Origin of the sequence: Phaeobacter sp. PT47_59 (genome assembly GCF_028890025.1) — a bacterium.
Classification (GTDB): domain Bacteria; phylum Pseudomonadota; class Alphaproteobacteria; order Rhodobacterales; family Rhodobacteraceae; genus Phycobacter.
Genome location: NZ_JARCJL010000012.1, coordinates 58,510 through 75,354 on the forward strand (window position 1 = coordinate 58,510; position 16,845 = coordinate 75,354).

The window sequence follows — 16,845 nt, forward strand, 5'->3', positions numbered from 1 at the left end:
CCTAAATGTACACGATCCGCCAGATTGCCGAGGCGCTTGGCGCGCAATGTGAGGGCGATCAGTCCCTCGTGATCGCCAGCACCAAGGAGCCGCAGGATGCAGGCCCGCAGGATCTGGCGTTGGCGACGGCCCCGAAATACGCCGAAAACCTCTCTCAGGGGACGGCTGAGGCCGCTTTGCTGTGGGAGGGTGCGGATTGGCGCGCCATGGGACTGAAGGCGGCGATCTTTGCCACCCGGCCGCGCATGGCCATGGCGGGGCTGACCAGCATGATGGATCTGGGGCAGGGCTTCCCATCAGGTATCCACCCCTCGGCGGTCATCGATCCAAGTGCAGAGCTGGGAGAGGGCGTCAGCGTTGGACCCCTGGCGGTGATCGGTCCGCGGGCGCAGATCGGGGCGGGATCGGTGATCGGTCCGCACTGCTACATCGGCGCCGATGTGGTGATCGGTGGCGCAGCGCAGCTGCGTGAGATGGTCTCGATCGGGGCACGGGTGACCATTGGCGCGCGCTTCCGGGCCCAGCCCGGCGCCCGCATCGGCGGTGACGGCTTTTCCTATGTCACCCCCGAGGTCTCTGGCGCCGAAACCGCGCGCAAGACGCTTGGCGATCAGGGCGATGCAAAACCGCAAAGCTGGCTGCGCATCCACTCGCTTGGCTCGGTCACCATCGGGGATGACGTGGAATTGGGCACCAACTGCACCATCGACAACGGCACCATCCGCGACACGGTGATCGGCGATGGCAGCAAGCTCGACAACCTGGTTCACGTTGGCCACAACACCCGCGTGGGGCGCGACTGTCTGCTTTGCGGGCAGGTCGGCATTTCCGGCTCGGTGGAGATTGGCAACAATGTGGTCCTGGGCGGCCAATGCGGTGTGGTCGACAATATCTTCATTGGCGACGGGGTGATCGCCGGAGGCGGCACCAAGATCCTGTCCAACGTTCCCGCGGGTCGCGTCATGATGGGATACCCGGCTGTCAAAATGGAGACACATACCGAAGTCTATAAGGCACAACGCAGGCTGCCCCGGCTGATGCGCGATATAGACGCGCTGAAGAAGGCAGTTTTCAAATAAGCGCGCAGGCACTACATCTGCGCCAGCCTAAAGGATCAGGAAACCGCCATGAGCATTCAGGACAAGGTCATCGCAATCATCGCAGAACAGGCCGTGCTGGAGCCGTCCGATGTGACACTTGAGAGCACGCTGGAGGATCTTGGTATCGACAGCCTCGGCCTGGTCGAAAGCATCTTCGCCATCGAGGAAGAATTCGACATCACCGTGCCGTTTAACGCCAATGCGCCCGAAGAAAGCGATTTCGACATTTCAAATGTCGCAGCCATCATCGCCGGTATCGAAAAACTGACCACCGAAACGGCCTGAGTCGTCACCTCGGGCGAGGATGAGCATCATGAAACGTGTAGTCATAACCGGCGCGGGCACGATCAACGCGCTTGGCCATTCGGTCGCGGCGACGCTGGACGCCATGAAGGAAGGGCGCTGCGGCATCGGCCCGTTGGAGTTCCGCGATGTGGACCGGCTGTCGATCAAGATCGGCGGCCAGGTGCGCGGGTTCGAGGCCGAGGGGCGGTTCAATCGCCAGCAGATGAGCCTTTATGACCGCTTCACCCAGTTCACCCTGACCGCCGCCAAGGAGGCGATCAGCCAGTCCGGCATCGAATTTCACGGCGAGTTGTCGGCGAAATCCGGCGTTGTCCTGGGTACCGCCGGCGGTGGGGTCTCGACCTGGGATGACAATTACCGGTCGGTTTACGAGGATGGCAAGAACCGGGTGCATCCCTTTGTCGTGCCAAAGCTGATGAACAATGCGGCCGCCAGCCATGTGTCGATGGAGTTCAACCTCAAGGGGCCAAGTTTCACCGTCTCCACCGCCTGTGCCTCCTCCAACCATGCGATGGCGCAGGCGTTTCAGATGGTGCGCAGCGGCATGGCCCCGGTCATGGTCACCGGCGGCTCGGAATCCATGCTCTGTTTCGGCGGGGTCAAGGCCTGGGAGGGGCTGCGGGTCATGTCGCGCGATGCCTGCCGCCCGTTCAGCGCCAATCGCAACGGCATGGTGCAGGGCGAAGGCGCCGGGATCTTTGTCTTCGAGGATTATGACCACGCCAGGGCGCGCGGCGCAGAGATCCTCTGCGAGGTGATCGGCTTTGCCATGTCCTCGGATGCGGCCGATATCGTGATGCCCAGCAAACAAGGGGCGGCGCGAGCCATCGCGGGGGCGCTGCAGGACGCGCAGATTGCGGCAGACAAGGTTGGCTATATCAACGCCCATGGCACCGGCACCGCGGCCAATGACAAGACTGAATGCGCGGCAGTCGCCGATGTCTTTGGCCCGCATGCGGACCGGCTGATGATCTCGTCGACAAAATCCATGCATGGCCATCTGATCGGCGGCACCGGCGCGGTCGAGCTTCTCGCCTGTATCATGGCCCTGCGCGATGGCGTCATTGCTCCCACCATCGGCTACCAGGAGCCGGACCCGGAGTGCGCGCTCGACGTGGTGCCGAACGAGGCCCGCGAGGTTGAGGTTGAGGTGGCGCTCAGCAATGCCTTCGCCTTTGGCGGATTGAACGCCGTCCTGGCGTTGAAGCGGATCTAAGCCCCTGGGAAAGACCTGGCTGTGAAAGCCAACGATCAAAAGGTCCGGATTTGCACAAAAAGGCCACCGACAGCGCTGTTGCTGCGGTGGCCTTTATCTTATTCCCGAACGCCGGACTTACGCGCGTCGGGTACCCTTGTGGCGGTTACTGGGACACCACATCCACGACGTCATAGCCGGCGGTGAAGCCCGCCAAGGACATCTTCATTTCCACCAGCTGATCCGGTGCCGGGGCAGGGCGCAGGGACAGGATCGCCTCGGTTCCCTTCTTGAAGGCATCGATGTCGCCCTGGGTAAAGCCGATCTGCGCAACGCAGCCCAGTTGGTTGCAGAAGGAGTAGTTGTACCGCTTGCCGGGCGCGCCATCGACCGAGATGGTCAGCGCCGACGGCAGCAGGGTTTCCAGAGGCACGATAACGGTGGCACCGGCAACCGCCTGGCCGCCCTGCTGATCGATGCGGAACAGGGATACCTCGGCCATCGGGTTGCCATTGGGATCGGTCAGGATCTGCAGCAGCGAACAGGGGTCCGTCTCCGCTTCGGTCTTGATGCAGGCCAGATCCCAGTCGCCATGCTCTTCCTTGAGGTAGCGATCGCCGATTTGCGGCGCGCCGCCATCCACCGGCTGGCCCAGATCCAGCATTTGATCCGCAGATGATTCGCCGCTCGAATTGGCGGTGTTCGCGGTCTCCTGTGCCGCCAAAGGCGCGGTTGTGGCAACAATCGCGGCCAGTGCAAAGGGGGTCAGGGACTTGATCATGAGTGCCTCTTTCGTATCAGGACGTCCGTGCACCGATCTACCACGATGCAGGTCATCTGTCAGGTCAATATCAGGCCATCGGCGGGGAAATGCACCGTATCTTGGATCAATAGTCAAGACCTTGGAAACAGAGGCAAAAAAAGGGAACCTAGAGGGTTCCCTTTCTTTATTTTTGTCTCCCCGTCGGACTGGCCGACTTAGTTATTGCCAAGGACGTTACGAAAGCCCCGGCCCGTGGTCAACATGCAATGGCAAAAAAAGTGACACAAAGCGCCACATTCTGATTAGTGCTCGTTTTACGATCTTTACCGGGGCTTTTGACAAAAAAAGGGCCGTGCACATCGGCACGGCCAGTCTGACAGGGAGGAAATGACCGTCCCCACAACCGTATTTGCGAGGACGGGCAATTCATACTATGCCGTTTAAAGGTTAATTATTCATTGTGCCGGTACAGAAGCAGAACAACGGCCAACAGGGGGTAGGACAGACAGGATGACAGATCGGATTTTTCTCGGTGGCGGCGGTGAGGACTACGGCACGGCGCAGGAGTTGTCGCTGGAGTATGCCAACCGGCACGGGCTGATCGCTGGCGCCACCGGCACCGGCAAGACGGTGACGCTGCAGATCCTGGCAGAAGGCTTCTCCAATGCGGGGGTTCCGGTGATCCTGTCGGATGTGAAGGGGGATCTCTCCGGTCTCGCCAAAAGCGGCAGCCCCGCCCAGAAGTTGCACGAGGCCTTTACCAGCCGGGCACAGAAGATCGGTTTTGACAGCTATTCCTATCATGACACCCCGGTGACCTTCTGGGATCCATACGGTCAGCAGGGTCACCCCCTGCGCACCACCGTCGCCGAGATGGGCCCGCTCCTGCTGTCGCGCCTCTTGGAGCTGAGCGAGGCACAGGAGGGCATCCTCAATATCGCCTTCCGCCTGTCCGACGAGGAAGGCCTGCCGCTGTTGGATCTGAAGGATCTGCAATCGCTGCTGGTCTGGATCGGCGAGAACCGCGCCGAGCTGTCCTTGCGCTATGGCAATGTATCCCCCGCCTCCATCGGCGCCATCCAGCGCCGCCTGCTGGTGCTGGAAAATCAGGGCGGCGCGCAGCTGTTTGGCGAACCGGCGCTCGATCTGGCGGATTTGATGCGTTGCGATGCAAATGGCCGGGGCATGGTCAATATCCTGGCGGCGGACAAGCTGATGGCGGCGCCGGGGCTCTATGCGACCTTCCTCCTGTGGCTGCTCAGCGAATTGTTCGAGGAACTGCCCGAGGTGGGCGATCCCGACAAGCCGAAACTGGTCTTCTTCTTTGACGAGGCGCATCTGCTGTTCGACGACGCCCCCAAGGCATTGGTGGACAAGGTCGAACAGGTTGCTCGGCTGATCCGCTCCAAGGGGGTTGGCGTCTATTTCATCACCCAGCATCCCGCCGACATCCCCGAAGACATCCTGGGCCAGCTTGGCAACCGGATCCAGCACGCCCTGCGCGCCTTTACCGCGCGGGACCGCAAGAACCTGAAACTGGCCGCCGAAACCTATCGCGAGAATCCGCGGTTCTCGACCGAGGACGCCATTCGCGAGGTCGGTGTCGGCGAGGCGGTCACATCGATGCTGCAGAAGAAGGGCGTGCCCGGCGTAGTGGAGCGCACCCTGATCCGTCCGCCATCATCGCAATTGGGGCCGATCACGGCTGAAGAGCGCAAGGCGATCCTGGCGGCCTCTGATATGGCCGGAAAATACGACAAACCGCTGGACCGGCACTCTGCCCATGAAATCCTGGCGCAGCGGGCCGAGGCTGCCGCGAAAGCGGCGGAACAGGCCGAAGAGCAGGCCGAAGTTGCCGCCAACCCCATGGCACGGGAATTCAATGCGGCGCGGCGCTATTCCGGCGGGCGGGTCAGCCGCTCCTCCGCGCGCAGCTATGGCAAGCCCAAGGATAGCTTTGGTTCGGCCCTGCAAGAGGCCGTCATCAAGGAGTTGAAAGGCACCACGGGGCGGCGCATCGTGCGCGGGATCCTGGGCGGCCTGTTCAAGGGACGCTGAGACACCGCGATCCTTGCAAAGGAAAACGCCGCCCCGGATCCTGGGGCGGCGTTTTTTTTTGTTTCGGGGTTACTTCTCGGGTATCAGGCCCCTTGGGCTGAACCTCAGCACCAGGAGCAGGATCAGACCCATGGTCAAAAGGCGCATATGGGATGCGTTCTCGATCAGGTGGGCCTTCAGCCAGTTGTCATCGGCCATGAAGGTGGTCAGCAGTTCGATCAGCTCGATTCCCATGGGTTCGACCTTGATCCAGAAGAACCAGATCAGCATGCCGCCCAGCACCGCGCCAAAGTTGTTGCCGGAGCCGCCGACGATCACCATCACCCAGATCAGGAAGGTGAAGCGCAAGGGGTTGTAGGTGCCCGGTGTCAACTGGCTGTCCAGCGTGGTCATCATCGCGCCCGCCAGGCCGCAGATCGCGGAGCCCAGCACGAAGATCTGCAGATGGCGGCGGGTCACGTCCTTGCCCATGGCCTCGGCCGCGACCTCATTGTCGCGGATGGCACGCATCATGCGGCCCCAGGGGCTTTTCAGCGCCATTTGCGCCATCCACAACAATGCCAGCAGCACCACGGTGAACAGGATCGAATAGCCAAGCTTCACAAAGATCGTGGAGCCTTCCACCGGATCCAGACCAAAGGTCGCCGCGCGCTCCACGAAGGAAGGATCGTTCTGCAGATCCACCTCGTAAGGCACCGGGCGGGGCAGGCCGACCACGTTCTTCACACCGCGCGACAGCCAGTCCTCGTTCTTCAGCACCGAGATGATGATCTCGGCAATCCCGAGGGTAGCAATCGCCAGGTAATCAGACCGCAGGCCCAGGGCCGTCTTGCCGATCAGCCAGGCAGCACCGGCAGCGAGCAGCCCGCCCGCAGGCCAGGCCAGCAATACCGGCAGGCCAAGGCCGCCAAGGTTGCCTTCCAGCGCGGGGTTGATCGCCTCCACCGCCTCGACCGAGGGGTCAAAGATGGCGCGGTAGATGAAGAAGCCCGCGATCAGCACCGCCAGCAGCACCAGCGTGCGCGCAATTCCGGGCTTCATGAACTTGTAGATCGCAACCGCGCCCACAACCGTCAGCGCCCCCATGACAAGCGCCATCAGGATGCCCATGCCACCTGCGGCAAAGGCACCCGGCGTCGGACTGGTGGAGACCAGCACCACCGCAAGGCCACCAAGGGCGGTAAAGCCCATGATGCCCACATTAAACAGCCCGGCAAAGCCCCATTGCAGGTTCACACCCAGCGCCATGATGGCCGAGATCAGCCCCATGTTGAGGATCACCAGCGCCGAGTTCCAGGAACCGGAGAAAATGCCCGCAAAACTCGTTGCCCCTTCCATCAGGATCAGAAGGCCGACAAAGGCGAACAGCAGGGAATGTTTCACTGTATCGCTCATACCGATTTTCCTTTGAAGATGCCCGTGGGTTTGAACAACAGGACGATGATCAGGATCGCGAAGGACACCGCGAATTTGTAATCCGTGCTGAGAAGCTGCACGAGACCATCCGGCGCCATGGTTTCAGGCAGCACGTAGGTGGCCACCTTCTTCCAAGCATAGGTGATCGTGACTTCGGAAAAGGCGATGATGAACCCGCCCGCGATCGCCCCGATGGGGCTGCCAAGGCCGCCGACGATGGCGGAGGCAAAGATTGGCAGCAGAAGCTGGAAATAGGTGAAGGGTTTGAAGGACTTGTCCAGCCCGTACAGAACCCCGGCAATGGTCGCCAGCGTTGCCACGATCAGCCAAGTGTACATCACCACCCGTTCGGGGTTGATGCCGGACAGAAGCGCCAGATCCTCGTTATCGGAATAGGCGCGCATGGACTTGCCGGTGCGGGTCTTGTTCAGGAACCAGAACAGCAGTGCCACAACGATGATCGCTGTCACCACGGTGATGCCCTGGCTGGTCTTGATCGCCAGCCCTTCATCAAGTCCGGTCATCTTCTTGAAATCGCGCGCCGAAATGATGAACCGCTCGCCATCGGCAAAGCGCTGGTCGCCGGGGCCGATGATGAAGCGGACAAGGCCGTTCATCATGAACATCACACCAAGCGAGACCATGACAAAGACAACCGGTTTGGCTTTCTGCTCACGATAAAACCGATAGACGGTCCGATCGGTGAACAGCACCAGCCCCATGGTGACCGCGATACCAAAGGGCAGCGCCAGAAGGGCGGTGGGCAGCGGACCGAAACTGATCCCCGCGCCCTGAAACAGCCAGGTTACCAGGATCGTCACCATGGTGCCAAAGGCCATGGTATCGCCATGGGCAAAGTTCGAGAACCGCAGCACGGAGTAGACCAGCGTCACCCCCAGCGCGCCGATGGCAAGCTGGCTGCCATAGGCGATGGCGGGCACGCCAACGAAGTTTGTAAAGGCCACTAGGGCGTTCAGGAGTTCCATGCCTCAGCCCCCCAGGAAGGATTTGCGCACTTCGGGATCGGCCAGCAGTTCCTGACCGGTGCCCGTATAGGCGTTGCGCCCCTGGACCAGGACATAACCTTTGTCCGCGATCTCAAGGGCTTGTTTGGCGTTCTGTTCCACCATCAGGATTGGCAGCCCGGTGCGGGCGACCTCGATAATGCGGTCGAACAGCTCGTCCATGACGATGGGCGAGACGCCCGCTGTAGGCTCGTCCAGCATCAGGACCTTGGGCTGGGTCATCAGCGCGCGGCCCACGGCCACCTGCTGACGCTGACCGCCGGACAATTCGCCCGCAGGCTGGTTGCGCTTTTCCTTCAGGATCGGGAAGAGGTGATAGACCTGCTCCATCGTGTTCGAGAAATCATCGGTGCGGATGAAGGCGCCCATTTCCAGGTTTTCCTCCACCGTCATCGAGGTGAAGATATTGCTGGTCTGCGGCACAAATCCCATCCCCTTGACCACGCGGTCCTGCGGGGTGAGCTGGGTGATGTCCTCGCCATCCAGACGTACAGAGCCGGAGCGCACGTTCAGCATGCCAAAGACGGCCTTCATCGCGGTGGATTTGCCGGCGCCATTAGGCCCGACGATCACGGCGATCTCGCCCGGGTTCACGGCGATGGTGCAATCATGCAGGATGTCCGGCCCCTTGCCGTAGCCGCCGGTCATGCAATCGCCAATCAGGAAGGGGCTGTCGCCCTCGACCTTTTTCGTGGGTCCGCTCTTGCGGTGGGCAGGCTGCATCGTGCCCGCGCCATGGGTGTTGGTGATCGTGGCGTCCTTGTTGCCGCGATCCTCCTGATACGGGTTGCCGCTCATGCGTCTGCCCCTATTTTATCTTTGTTTTTCAGTCCAGTGCCCAGGTAAGCTTCGATCACCTGTTCGTTGGCCTTGATCTGATCCAGGGTGCCTTCGGCCAGCTTCTTGCCCTCGGCCATGCAGATCACCGGATCGCAAAGGCGGCCGATGAATTCCATGTCGTGTTCGATGACCACGAAGGTATAGCCGCGCTCCTCATTGAGGCGCTTGATCGCATCGGCGATGGTGTAAAGCAGGGTCCGGTTCACGCCGGCGCCGACCTCGTCGAGGAAGACGATCTTGGCATCCACCATCATGGTGCGGCCCAGTTCCAGCAGCTTCTTCTGCCCGCCCGAGACTTCGCCCGCCTTCAGATCCGCGATATGGCTGATGGTCAGGAACTCCAGCACCTCATCGGCCTTGGCACGTAGGGCACGTTCCTCGTCGGCAATGCGCTTGCGTCCGAACCAGGTGTTCCACAGGCTCTCACCCGACTGGTTGCCCGGCACCATCATCAGGTTCTCGCGGCAGGTCATCGAGGAAAACTCATGCGCGATCTGGAAGGTGCGCAGCAATCCCTTGTGGAACAGCTCATGCGGGGGCAGGCCGGTGATATCCTCACCATCCATGGAGACCCGCCCGGAGGTGGGTTCAAGAACGCCCGCAATCACGTTGAAAAGAGTGGTTTTTCCCGCGCCATTTGGCCCGATCAAACCGGTTATGGAGCCCTTTGCGATTTCCAGCGACGCGCCATCAACCGCATGGAACCCGCCGAAGTGCTTGTGCAAGTCCTCGACGACGATCATATCATTTCATCCCCTAACTGCTTGGTTTTTATCAGCAGTCTTTAAATTTGGAACAGCCCGGACGATGCCGGGCTGATCTGTTGTTTCGGGTATCCGGGTCAGGATTAGCGGAATTTCACCGTGGCGTTCACGCCGTCCTTGACTTCGATCTCGCGGTAGGAGCCTGCGCTCTCACCGGGGCCGATCAGCTCAACGCCGGTGGCACCCTGGTAGTCGATCTCACCGCCAGCGGCGAGGATTTCCAGTGCCTTGCCCAGCTCACCGGGGTTGATCGGCTCACCGGGGGCGTTGGCGACGTCCATGATCTTGGCGCCGTAGTCAGCCGGGTTGCTGGAACCTGCCGCCTGCATGGCGAGCAGGAACAGGGCCGCCGCGTCATAGGATTCAGGCGCATAGGCCGAGGTGCCGTCAAAGCCCTTTGCCTTGGCCAGTTCCGCGAAGACTTCCGCACCCTTGGAGTCGGAACCCGCGATCTGGCCGAAGGAGCCATCGAGATCCGAACCGACGTTCTTGGGCAGGCTGTCGCCGATCATGCCGCCGGGCAGGCCGAAGGTTTCATAGGCGCCGCTGTCCAGGGCCGATTGGATGATTCCGAGACCACCCTGATCAAGGTAACCCGCAACCACCAGGATGTCGCCGCCGGCAGAGGCCAGCGAGGCGACTTCGGCAGAGTAGTCGCCCTTGCCGTCTTCGTGGGCGGCCACGATGGTGACTTCACCGCCAACGCCTTCGAAGGAGGTCTTGATCGCGTCGGCGAGACCCTTGCCATAGTCGTTGTTGGTATAGGTCAGGGCGATCGACTTGATGTCACGCTCCTGCAGGATTTCCGCCATCACCTGACCTTCGCGCGCGTCGGACGGCGAGGTGCGGAAGAACAGATCGTTGTCTTCCATGGTCGACAGACCCGGCGAGGTCGCCGAGGGAGAGATCATCACCATGCCGTTCGGGATGGCGACGTTCTGCAGGATCGCGCCGGTCACACCGGAGCAGTCGCCGCCCACGATGCCGTTCACGCCATCAGCGATCAGTTTTTCACCGTTGGCAACCGCCAGACCGTTGTCGATACAACCGGTGTCTGCGCGGATCGAGGTCACTTTGGCGCCGCCCAGCAGCTTGCCGGAGGCGGTGACTTCATCCATTGCCATCTCTGCACCGGTGCCCATGGCAGCGGTCAGCGATTCAATCGGGCCGGTAAAGCCGAGCAGAACGCCCAGCTTGATTTCCTTGCCATGTCCATCCGCGAATGCGGTGCCGGCGGTCAGGGCGATAGCCGCGGTGGCCGTCATCAGTTTTTTCATTGTGTAACTCCCGTGTTGGAACATTTCAGTTCACATTGGACCCTAGGCAAGGTGCGACAAAAAGGGAAGTCCAATTGGACATCGCTTGGGTTGAGACGCAGCCTCGGGTCATACTCCTCCTGATCAGGCCCATTTTTCGTGATTTGGCCTGATTGGGGCGTGCGTTTACAGTGTTCCCAGGCAAAGGGGAAGATGGCAATGCGATTATTCTGGGTCACTCTTATTGCAGGGCTGGCGCTCAGCCTGGGCGTGCAGGCTGCGCAAACCACATCCGTTTCCAGCAGCCAGGGCAAGCTGCAGATCAGCCGGATGGCAGAAGGGTTTGATATTCCTTGGGCCTTTGCCTTTTTGCCCGATGGCAGCCTGCTGGTGACAGAACGCGAAGGCGCGCTGTATCTGGTGAAAAACGGGCGTCGCACCAGGGTTTCTGGCCTGCCGCGCGTGGCTGCGCAGGGGCAAGGCGGGTTGCTGGATGTGATGATTCCGCAGGGTTTCGCCCAAAGCCGGGCGTTGTTCCTGACCTTTTCCAAGCCACAGGGGCGGGGGGCCAATACCGCGCTTGCGCGCGCAGTCCTGAGCCCGGATGGCAAGTGGCTCACCCAAGTGAAGATCCTGTTCGAAGCCGCCGCTGGCGCGACCGGCGGGCGGCACTTTGGCTCCCGCGTGGTCGAGGCCGCCGACGGCAGCCTGCTGATCACTGTCGGCGACCGGGGCGAGCGGCCCAGCGCCCAGGACCCCGCCAGTCACCAGGGGAAAGTCTTGCGGATCTATCGGGATGGCAGCATTCCCAGCGACAATCCCTTTGCATCCACGCCAGGCGCCCGGCCCGAGATCTGGACCCTGGGACACCGCAACCCGCAAGGCATGGCGCGGGACGGGCAGGGGCGGATCTGGACGGTCGAACATGGCGCCCGGGGCGGCGATGAGGTGAACCTCATCCGCAAGGGCGCCAACTATGGCTGGCCGGTGATCGCCTATGGGCGGCACTATTCCGGGGCCAAGATCGGCGAGGGCATCCAAAAGCACGGGATGGAGCAGCCGCAGTGGTATTGGGATCCCTCCATCGCACCGTCCGGCATGATGATCTATTCCGGCAAGATGTGGCCTGCCTGGCGTGGTGACTTCTTTGTCGCCTCCTTGAAATTCGACATGATCTCAAGACTGTCGGGCACCCCGTTGCAGGAGGTCGAGCGGCTTCAAAGCGATCTCACGGGCCGGATCCGTGACATTCAGGAGGCACCGGACGGCAGCATCTGGTTCGCCTCCGAAACCGAGGGCGCGCTGTTTCGCATCTCCAACGGGGACTAGAGCGGTCCTTAAGAGAGCCGCACCGCCTTGCTGCCACGCTCCCGATAGGGGGTAGTGTCATAATGGGCGCGGTAGCATTTCGAGAAATGCGATGGCGAGGCAAAGCCACAGGCAAGCGCCACATTGATGACGCTCATATCGGTCTGCATCAACAGGTTACGCGCCTTTTGCAGGCGCAGCTCCATGTAATAGCGTTTCGGACTGCGGTTCAGATAGCGGCGGAACAGGCGTTCCAGCTGGCGCGTGGACATGCCCACGTCCTGCGCCAGGATCGAGGGGCTGATCGGTTCTTCGATATTGGCTTCCATCATCTGGATCACCATCGACAGTTTCGGATGGCGCACCCCGATGCGGGTCGGGATCGACAGGCGCTGGGTGTCCTGGTCGGTGCGGATCGAGGAATAGATCAGCTGATCCGCCACCGCATTGGCCAGTTCCTCGCCATGATCATCCGCGATCAGTTTCAGGATCATGTCGATAGAGGCCGTCCCCCCGGCCGTGGACAGGCGATTGCCATCCAGCACAAAGACCGATTTTGTCAGCTCGACGTCCTCGAACTCCTCGGTGAAACTATCGGCGTTCTCCCAGTGGATGGTCGCACGCCTGCCATCCAAAAGCCCCGCCTTGGCCAGAGCATAGGACCCGGTGCACAATCCCCCGATCATCACCCCCTTTCGGGCCTCGCGGCGCAGCCACGCCAGCAGTTTCTTGCTGCTCACCTCCTGCACGTCCAGGCCCGCGCACAGAAGAACGGTGTCATCGCGCTGCAGATCGACCAGATCCCCATCCAGCTGAAAGGTGGTTTCGGCAGAACAGGTCACGGTTTCACCGCCTTCACCATGTATCGCCCAGGTATAGAGCTTTTGCCCGCTCATCCGGTTTGCGATGCGCAGACATTCCACTGCCGAGGCAAAGGACAGCATCGAGAATTTTTCCAACAGAACGAAGACAAACCGCTTGGGCTGGATGCTGCGGTTTTCGAGCTCGACATGTTTGCGTCGGATTTGCATGGTGCGGGCCCCATCATGAGTTTCGGATCGTGCAGGGAGTCGGGCCACTCCTGACTGAAGGAAACCGTGCTCACAGGATCGCTATCGGGTCAAGACATTCGAATTCTGAACTGGTCAGCGGTCGCGGCTTTTTGTATATGTGTTCTCCGTATTGAACAAAGACCTCTTGAGCGGAGACAAGCGATGAGTGAGTGGCAAAAATCGACCTGGCGCCAGAAACCGCGGGTTCAGATGCCCGACTATACCGACGCGGCGGCCCTTGCGGCCGTCGAGACGCAGCTTTCGAAGTATCCGCCGCTGGTCTTTGCCGGTGAGGCCCGACGCCTGAAACACCACCTGGCTGCGGCCGGGCGCGGCGAAGCCTTCCTGCTGCAGGGGGGCGATTGCGCCGAAAGCTTCGATCAGTTCAGCGCCGATGCCATTCGCGATACCTTCAAGGTGATGCTGCAAATGGCGATGGTTCTGACCTATGGCGCCAAGGTGCCGGTGGTCAAGGTGGGCCGCATGGCCGGCCAATTCGCCAAGCCGCGCAGCGCGCCAACCGAAACCGTCGATGGTGTGGAACTGCCCAGCTACCGGGGCGATATCATCAATGACCTCGCCTTCACCGAGGCTTCGCGCGTACCGGATCCGGCACGGATGCTGCAGGCCTATACCCAGGCCGCTGCAACGCTGAACCTGTTGCGCGCCTTTTCGACCGGCGGTTACGCGGATGTGCATCAGGTCCACGCCTGGACCCTGGGCTTCACCGAAAGCGAGAAGGCAGAAACCTACCGCGAGATGGCCAACCGGATTACCGATACGCTGGACTTCATGAAGGCGGCCGGCGTCAATAGCGACACGGCCCATACCCTGCAGACGGTGGAATTCTACACCAGCCACGAAGGGTTGCTGCTGGAATATGAAGAGGCGCTCACGCGGCTTGACTCGACCTCCGGCAAATGGCTGGCGGGCTCTGGCCACATGATCTGGATCGGCGACCGCACCCGTCAGCCCGACGGCGCCCATGTGGAATTCTGCCGCGGCGTGCTCAACCCGATCGGGCTGAAATGTGGTCCGACCACCACGGCCGAGGACCTGAAGGTGCTGATGTCCCGGCTGAACCCGGACAACGAAGAGGGGCGCCTGACCCTGATCGCCCGCTTTGGCGCGGGCAAAGCAGCGGATCACCTGCCGCGGCTGATCAAGGCGGTGAAGGAAGAGGGCGCCAAGGTCACCTGGGTCTGCGATCCGATGCATGGCAACACCATCAAATCCACCACAGGCTACAAGACGCGCCCCTTCGACAGCGTGCTGCGCGAAGTGCGCGACTTCTTTGCAGTCCACGGCGCCGAGGGCACCATCCCCGGCGGTGTGCATTTCGAGATGACCGGTCAGGACGTGACCGAATGCACCGGTGGCGTGCGGGCAGTCACGGATGAGAACCTGAGCGACCGTTACCACACCGCCTGTGATCCGCGTCTAAACGCCAGCCAGTCGCTGGAACTGGCCTTCCTGGTGGCCGAAGAACTGTCCGGCCTGCGCGACCAACGCGCAGCAGGTGCCACGCAAGCCGAAGCGGGTTAAGGCCGCGCGTCGCAATACTGCGTGTAAAGAAACGGAAAGGCCGCCCTGGAATTGGCGGCCTTTTTCAATTGGATGCAACATATTCCTAAAGTCGTGAGCTCCGGCAATGCGGCAGGCCAGATCAAACAGTCCCCGGAAACGGGAAACGCCCCGGGAATTCTTCCGCGGGGCGCGTTTCTGGTGCTATGACCTTCGACCAGAATTTGAGAGCCGGACCGGTCCGGCATATGGGTTCAGTCGCGGCTGACGACCAGGCGCAGGTGAGAGCCGCGCTTCTTGGGGCTGTTGCCAGAGGCCGGGTTCTGGCTGATCTCAGCCTTGGGCTCAGAGCGCAGGGATCCGCGATCCGCAAGCGAGCGGGCCTCGTCGAGGATGGATTTCTCGGTCTTGAAACGGGCCTCGGTTGCGGCAAAGCCGGGGTTCGGCGTGTTGATGTCTTCCTTTTCCTCGCGCGGCTTGGCTTTGAATTCGGCATCGGACGCGGCCTGCGAGATGGTGCGCATCTCGATCGACGTCACCGAGAAGCGCTGCGAGGTGCCGGTGGGGTTGCCTTCAGAGACGAAGACACCCAGCGCACGGCTCACGTCGCCCAGATCGCTGCGCAGCGGCAACAGCAGCATGCGTGCGCCGCGGCTGCCGTGCAGGCGGGTTGCCTGGGTCTGCAGCTCCAGTTCCACGATGGCGGGCGCGTCGAACATATGCTCAAGCGCGGCGCTCAGCTGTTTGCGGGCCTCCGGCGTAAAGAACGCGGTGATCGGCATGCCGCGCACTTCCATGCCGGCCATTTCGTTCACTTTTTGCCCGGCAAGACGGAAACGGGCGATCCCCGGTGCCACGCGCTCCAGGATAAAGGTCTGAGACAGGATGTTCTCAAGACCGCGCGGATCGATCTGCGAACGGCTGGGGATATCGTCACCCCGGCGCAATGCTGTCCAATAGGCTTCTGCCTGGCGCAACGCCGACACAGGGGTGCGGCTGCGGAAGTTGTTCATCGGAACCACCTTGTCGTGACCCTTGTTCTGTCCAGAGCTCTTGCGACCACCGAAAAACATGTCCTTCGTCCTTTGCTTGCACCGGCGAATTGCCAGTTGTTGGCGGTGGTGTTCAAGCATTCTTAAGACTGCTTAACAATTTCCACCATAATCCTTACTTCTCCGTTAATATGGCACAATCTAATTCAAATTGTGACTAATTCTGTACGCAATGGTTAACGAGGAGGATTAGCCGCCCTATACCAATGATATCGCCGCCTATCCGTTGTGTCAGGCAATGGCTTTGTGGCAGTCTGCGGTGAACGAATACACAAGGGGCAGCGCGCATGGGCGTGAACAGCATGACAGGATTCGCATCCGCGCAGGGCGGGCAGGGCGCCCACAGCTGGAGCTGGGAGATTCGCTCGGTCAATGCAAAGGGGCTGGACCTGCGGTTGCGAATCCCGGACTGGCTGGAAGGCTTGGAACCCTTTGTACGCGCAACACTTTCCAAGTCTCTGGCCCGTGGCAACGTCTCCGTCTCCCTCCGCATGAGTCGCAGCGAAGAAGGGGCCGGCCCTTTGTCTGTCAACGAAGGCGTGCTGGCCTCGGTCCTGCAGGCGCTGGCACAGGCGGAATCTGCGGCCCAGAGCATGGGCGTCGATCTGAAACCGTCTTCGGCGGCGGATCTTCTGGCCTTGCGCGGGGTGTTGGAACAGGCCGCGGTCCAGGATGATCCGGCGCCGCTGGTGGCCACTCTGAAGGGTGAGTTCTTAACCATTCTGGCGGATCTTTCGGCCATGCGCGCGGCAGAAGGTGAAGAACTGTTGAAGGTTCTGAGCCGCCAAACCGGCGCGGTCGAGCAGCTGAGTCTGACCGCGACGCAGCTTGCAGAGGCGCGCAAACCCCATATGGCCGAGGTCCTGCGCGCAAACCTGCAGCGGGTCTTGCAGAATTCCGACGGGATCGATCCCGACCGGCTGGCCCAGGAGTTGGCGCTGATCGCGGTGAAATCCGATGTGACCGAGGAAATCGACCGTCTGGGCGCCCATGTGCGCGCGGTGCGCGACCTGCTGGAGGCAGGCGGCCCCATCGGGCGCAAGCTGGATTTCCTGATGCAGGAATTCAATCGAGAGGCCAATACGCTCTGCTCCAAGTCGCAAAGCAGCGATCTGACCGCCGTCGGGCTTGAACTGAAGGCGGTGATCGATCAGATGCGCGAACAGGTTCAGAACGTCGAATAACC

The 16,845-nt window shown here is 61.3% G+C and carries 15 protein-coding genes; 7 read left to right on the forward strand and 8 right to left on the reverse strand.

The features are described from left to right. The first annotated feature begins 5 nt into the window (after positions 1-5). From lpxD to PXK01_RS12730, 3 genes are read left to right on the forward strand one after another with little or no spacing between them, the layout of a single operon-like run. Complete coding sequence (gene lpxD / locus PXK01_RS12720; protein WP_274846159.1) at positions 6-1,079, forward strand: UDP-3-O-(3-hydroxymyristoyl)glucosamine N-acyltransferase; 1,074 nt, start codon at positions 6-8, stop codon at positions 1,077-1,079. A gap of 48 nt (positions 1,080-1,127) precedes the next feature. Then, positions 1,128-1,385, forward strand: coding sequence for an acyl carrier protein (locus PXK01_RS12725; protein ID WP_274846158.1), 258 nt, complete (start codon positions 1,128-1,130; stop codon positions 1,383-1,385). Positions 1,386-1,413: 28 nt separating this feature from the next. Next, positions 1,414-2,622 carry a beta-ketoacyl-[acyl-carrier-protein] synthase family protein gene (locus PXK01_RS12730; RefSeq protein WP_274846157.1) on the forward strand — a complete coding sequence of 403 codons (1,209 nt, stop codon included), beginning with the start codon at positions 1,414-1,416 and terminating at the stop codon, positions 2,620-2,622. Positions 2,623-2,767: 145 nt separating this feature from the next. Here PXK01_RS12730 and PXK01_RS12735 read toward each other — a convergent pair whose 3' ends face one another. After that, a complete protein-coding gene (locus PXK01_RS12735) occupies positions 2,768-3,382 on the reverse strand; it encodes an invasion associated locus B family protein (protein WP_274846156.1) in 615 nt (204 codons plus the stop codon). A 492-nt stretch (positions 3,383-3,874) separates the two neighbouring features. On the opposite strand from PXK01_RS12735, the gene PXK01_RS12740 reads away from it, so the two are divergent. Continuing rightward, positions 3,875-5,422, forward strand: coding sequence for a helicase HerA-like domain-containing protein (locus PXK01_RS12740; protein ID WP_274860348.1), 1,548 nt, complete (start codon positions 3,875-3,877; stop codon positions 5,420-5,422). A gap of 69 nt (positions 5,423-5,491) precedes the next feature. On the opposite strand, the gene PXK01_RS12745 is transcribed toward PXK01_RS12740, so the two are convergent. From PXK01_RS12745 to PXK01_RS12765, 5 genes are all read right to left on the reverse strand, one after another. Beyond that, positions 5,492-6,817: a branched-chain amino acid ABC transporter permease gene (locus PXK01_RS12745; protein WP_274846154.1), complete on the reverse strand. Its 1,326-nt coding sequence runs from the start codon at positions 6,815-6,817 to the stop codon at positions 5,492-5,494. After that, the gene (locus PXK01_RS12750) at positions 6,814-7,824 is read right to left on the reverse strand and encodes a branched-chain amino acid ABC transporter permease (protein ID WP_274846153.1); all 1,011 of its coding nucleotides are present in this window, start codon (positions 7,822-7,824) and stop codon (positions 6,814-6,816) included. The genes PXK01_RS12745 and PXK01_RS12750 overlap by 4 nt, the downstream gene beginning before the upstream one ends. Before the next feature lie 3 nt (positions 7,825-7,827). Then, positions 7,828-8,661: an ABC transporter ATP-binding protein gene (locus PXK01_RS12755; protein ID WP_274846152.1), complete on the reverse strand. Its 834-nt coding sequence runs from the start codon at positions 8,659-8,661 to the stop codon at positions 7,828-7,830. Next, positions 8,658-9,446 (reverse strand): ABC transporter ATP-binding protein, encoded by a 789-nt coding sequence (locus PXK01_RS12760; RefSeq protein WP_274860349.1) that lies wholly within the window; start codon positions 9,444-9,446, stop codon positions 8,658-8,660. The genes PXK01_RS12755 and PXK01_RS12760 overlap by 4 nt, the downstream gene beginning before the upstream one ends. A 104-nt stretch (positions 9,447-9,550) precedes the next feature. After that, positions 9,551-10,744, reverse strand: coding sequence for an ABC transporter substrate-binding protein (locus tag PXK01_RS12765; RefSeq protein WP_274860350.1), 1,194 nt, complete (start codon positions 10,742-10,744; stop codon positions 9,551-9,553). Between the two features lie 198 nt (positions 10,745-10,942). Here PXK01_RS12765 and PXK01_RS12770 point away from each other — a divergent pair, with 198 nt between their 5' ends. Continuing rightward, positions 10,943-12,052, forward strand: coding sequence for a PQQ-dependent sugar dehydrogenase (locus PXK01_RS12770; RefSeq protein WP_274860351.1), 1,110 nt, complete (start codon positions 10,943-10,945; stop codon positions 12,050-12,052). Between the two features lie 8 nt (positions 12,053-12,060). On the opposite strand, the gene PXK01_RS12775 is transcribed toward PXK01_RS12770, so the two are convergent. Beyond that, positions 12,061-13,062, reverse strand: a complete 1,002-nt coding sequence (locus PXK01_RS12775) for a GlxA family transcriptional regulator (protein WP_274846148.1) — start codon at positions 13,060-13,062, stop codon at positions 12,061-12,063. Between the two features lie 183 nt (positions 13,063-13,245). On the opposite strand from PXK01_RS12775, the gene PXK01_RS12780 reads away from it, so the two are divergent. After that, a complete protein-coding gene (locus tag PXK01_RS12780; protein WP_274846147.1) occupies positions 13,246-14,628 on the forward strand; it encodes a class II 3-deoxy-7-phosphoheptulonate synthase in 1,383 nt (460 codons plus the stop codon). A 233-nt stretch (positions 14,629-14,861) separates the two neighbouring features. Here the strand turns inward: PXK01_RS12780 and PXK01_RS12785 are convergent, their stop codons facing one another. Next, a complete protein-coding gene (locus PXK01_RS12785) occupies positions 14,862-15,680 on the reverse strand; it encodes a PAS domain-containing protein (RefSeq protein ID WP_274846146.1) in 819 nt (272 codons plus the stop codon). 266 nt (positions 15,681-15,946) lie between these two features. Here PXK01_RS12785 and PXK01_RS12790 point away from each other — a divergent pair, with 266 nt between their 5' ends. Next, complete coding sequence (locus tag PXK01_RS12790; RefSeq protein ID WP_274860352.1) at positions 15,947-16,843, forward strand: YicC/YloC family endoribonuclease; 897 nt, start codon at positions 15,947-15,949, stop codon at positions 16,841-16,843. The last annotated feature ends 2 nt before the right edge of the window (positions 16,844-16,845 follow it).

Excerpts from the sequence above, each read along its gene's own strand:
- lpxD (WP_274846159.1), top strand. The coding sequence starts at position 6 with ATGTACACGATCCGCCAGATTGCCGAGGCGCTTGGCGCGCAATGTGAG.
- PXK01_RS12725 (WP_274846158.1), top strand. The coding sequence starts at position 1,128 with ATGAGCATTCAGGACAAGGTCATCGCAATCATCGCAGAACAGGCCGTG.
- PXK01_RS12730 (WP_274846157.1), top strand. The coding sequence starts at position 1,414 with ATGAAACGTGTAGTCATAACCGGCGCGGGCACGATCAACGCGCTTGGC.
- PXK01_RS12735 (WP_274846156.1), bottom strand. The coding sequence starts at position 3,382 with ATGATCAAGTCCCTGACCCCCTTTGCACTGGCCGCGATTGTTGCCACA.
- PXK01_RS12740 (WP_274860348.1), top strand. The coding sequence starts at position 3,875 with ATGACAGATCGGATTTTTCTCGGTGGCGGCGGTGAGGACTACGGCACG.
- PXK01_RS12745 (WP_274846154.1), bottom strand. The coding sequence starts at position 6,817 with ATGAGCGATACAGTGAAACATTCCCTGCTGTTCGCCTTTGTCGGCCTT.
- PXK01_RS12750 (WP_274846153.1), bottom strand. The coding sequence starts at position 7,824 with ATGGAACTCCTGAACGCCCTAGTGGCCTTTACAAACTTCGTTGGCGTG.
- PXK01_RS12755 (WP_274846152.1), bottom strand. The coding sequence starts at position 8,661 with ATGAGCGGCAACCCGTATCAGGAGGATCGCGGCAACAAGGACGCCACG.
- PXK01_RS12760 (WP_274860349.1), bottom strand. The coding sequence starts at position 9,446 with ATGATCGTCGTCGAGGACTTGCACAAGCACTTCGGCGGGTTCCATGCG.
- PXK01_RS12765 (WP_274860350.1), bottom strand. The coding sequence starts at position 10,744 with ATGAAAAAACTGATGACGGCCACCGCGGCTATCGCCCTGACCGCCGGC.
- PXK01_RS12770 (WP_274860351.1), top strand. The coding sequence starts at position 10,943 with ATGCGATTATTCTGGGTCACTCTTATTGCAGGGCTGGCGCTCAGCCTG.
- PXK01_RS12775 (WP_274846148.1), bottom strand. The coding sequence starts at position 13,062 with ATGCAAATCCGACGCAAACATGTCGAGCTCGAAAACCGCAGCATCCAG.
- PXK01_RS12780 (WP_274846147.1), top strand. The coding sequence starts at position 13,246 with ATGAGTGAGTGGCAAAAATCGACCTGGCGCCAGAAACCGCGGGTTCAG.
- PXK01_RS12785 (WP_274846146.1), bottom strand. The coding sequence starts at position 15,680 with ATGTTTTTCGGTGGTCGCAAGAGCTCTGGACAGAACAAGGGTCACGAC.
- PXK01_RS12790 (WP_274860352.1), top strand. The coding sequence starts at position 15,947 with ATGGGCGTGAACAGCATGACAGGATTCGCATCCGCGCAGGGCGGGCAG.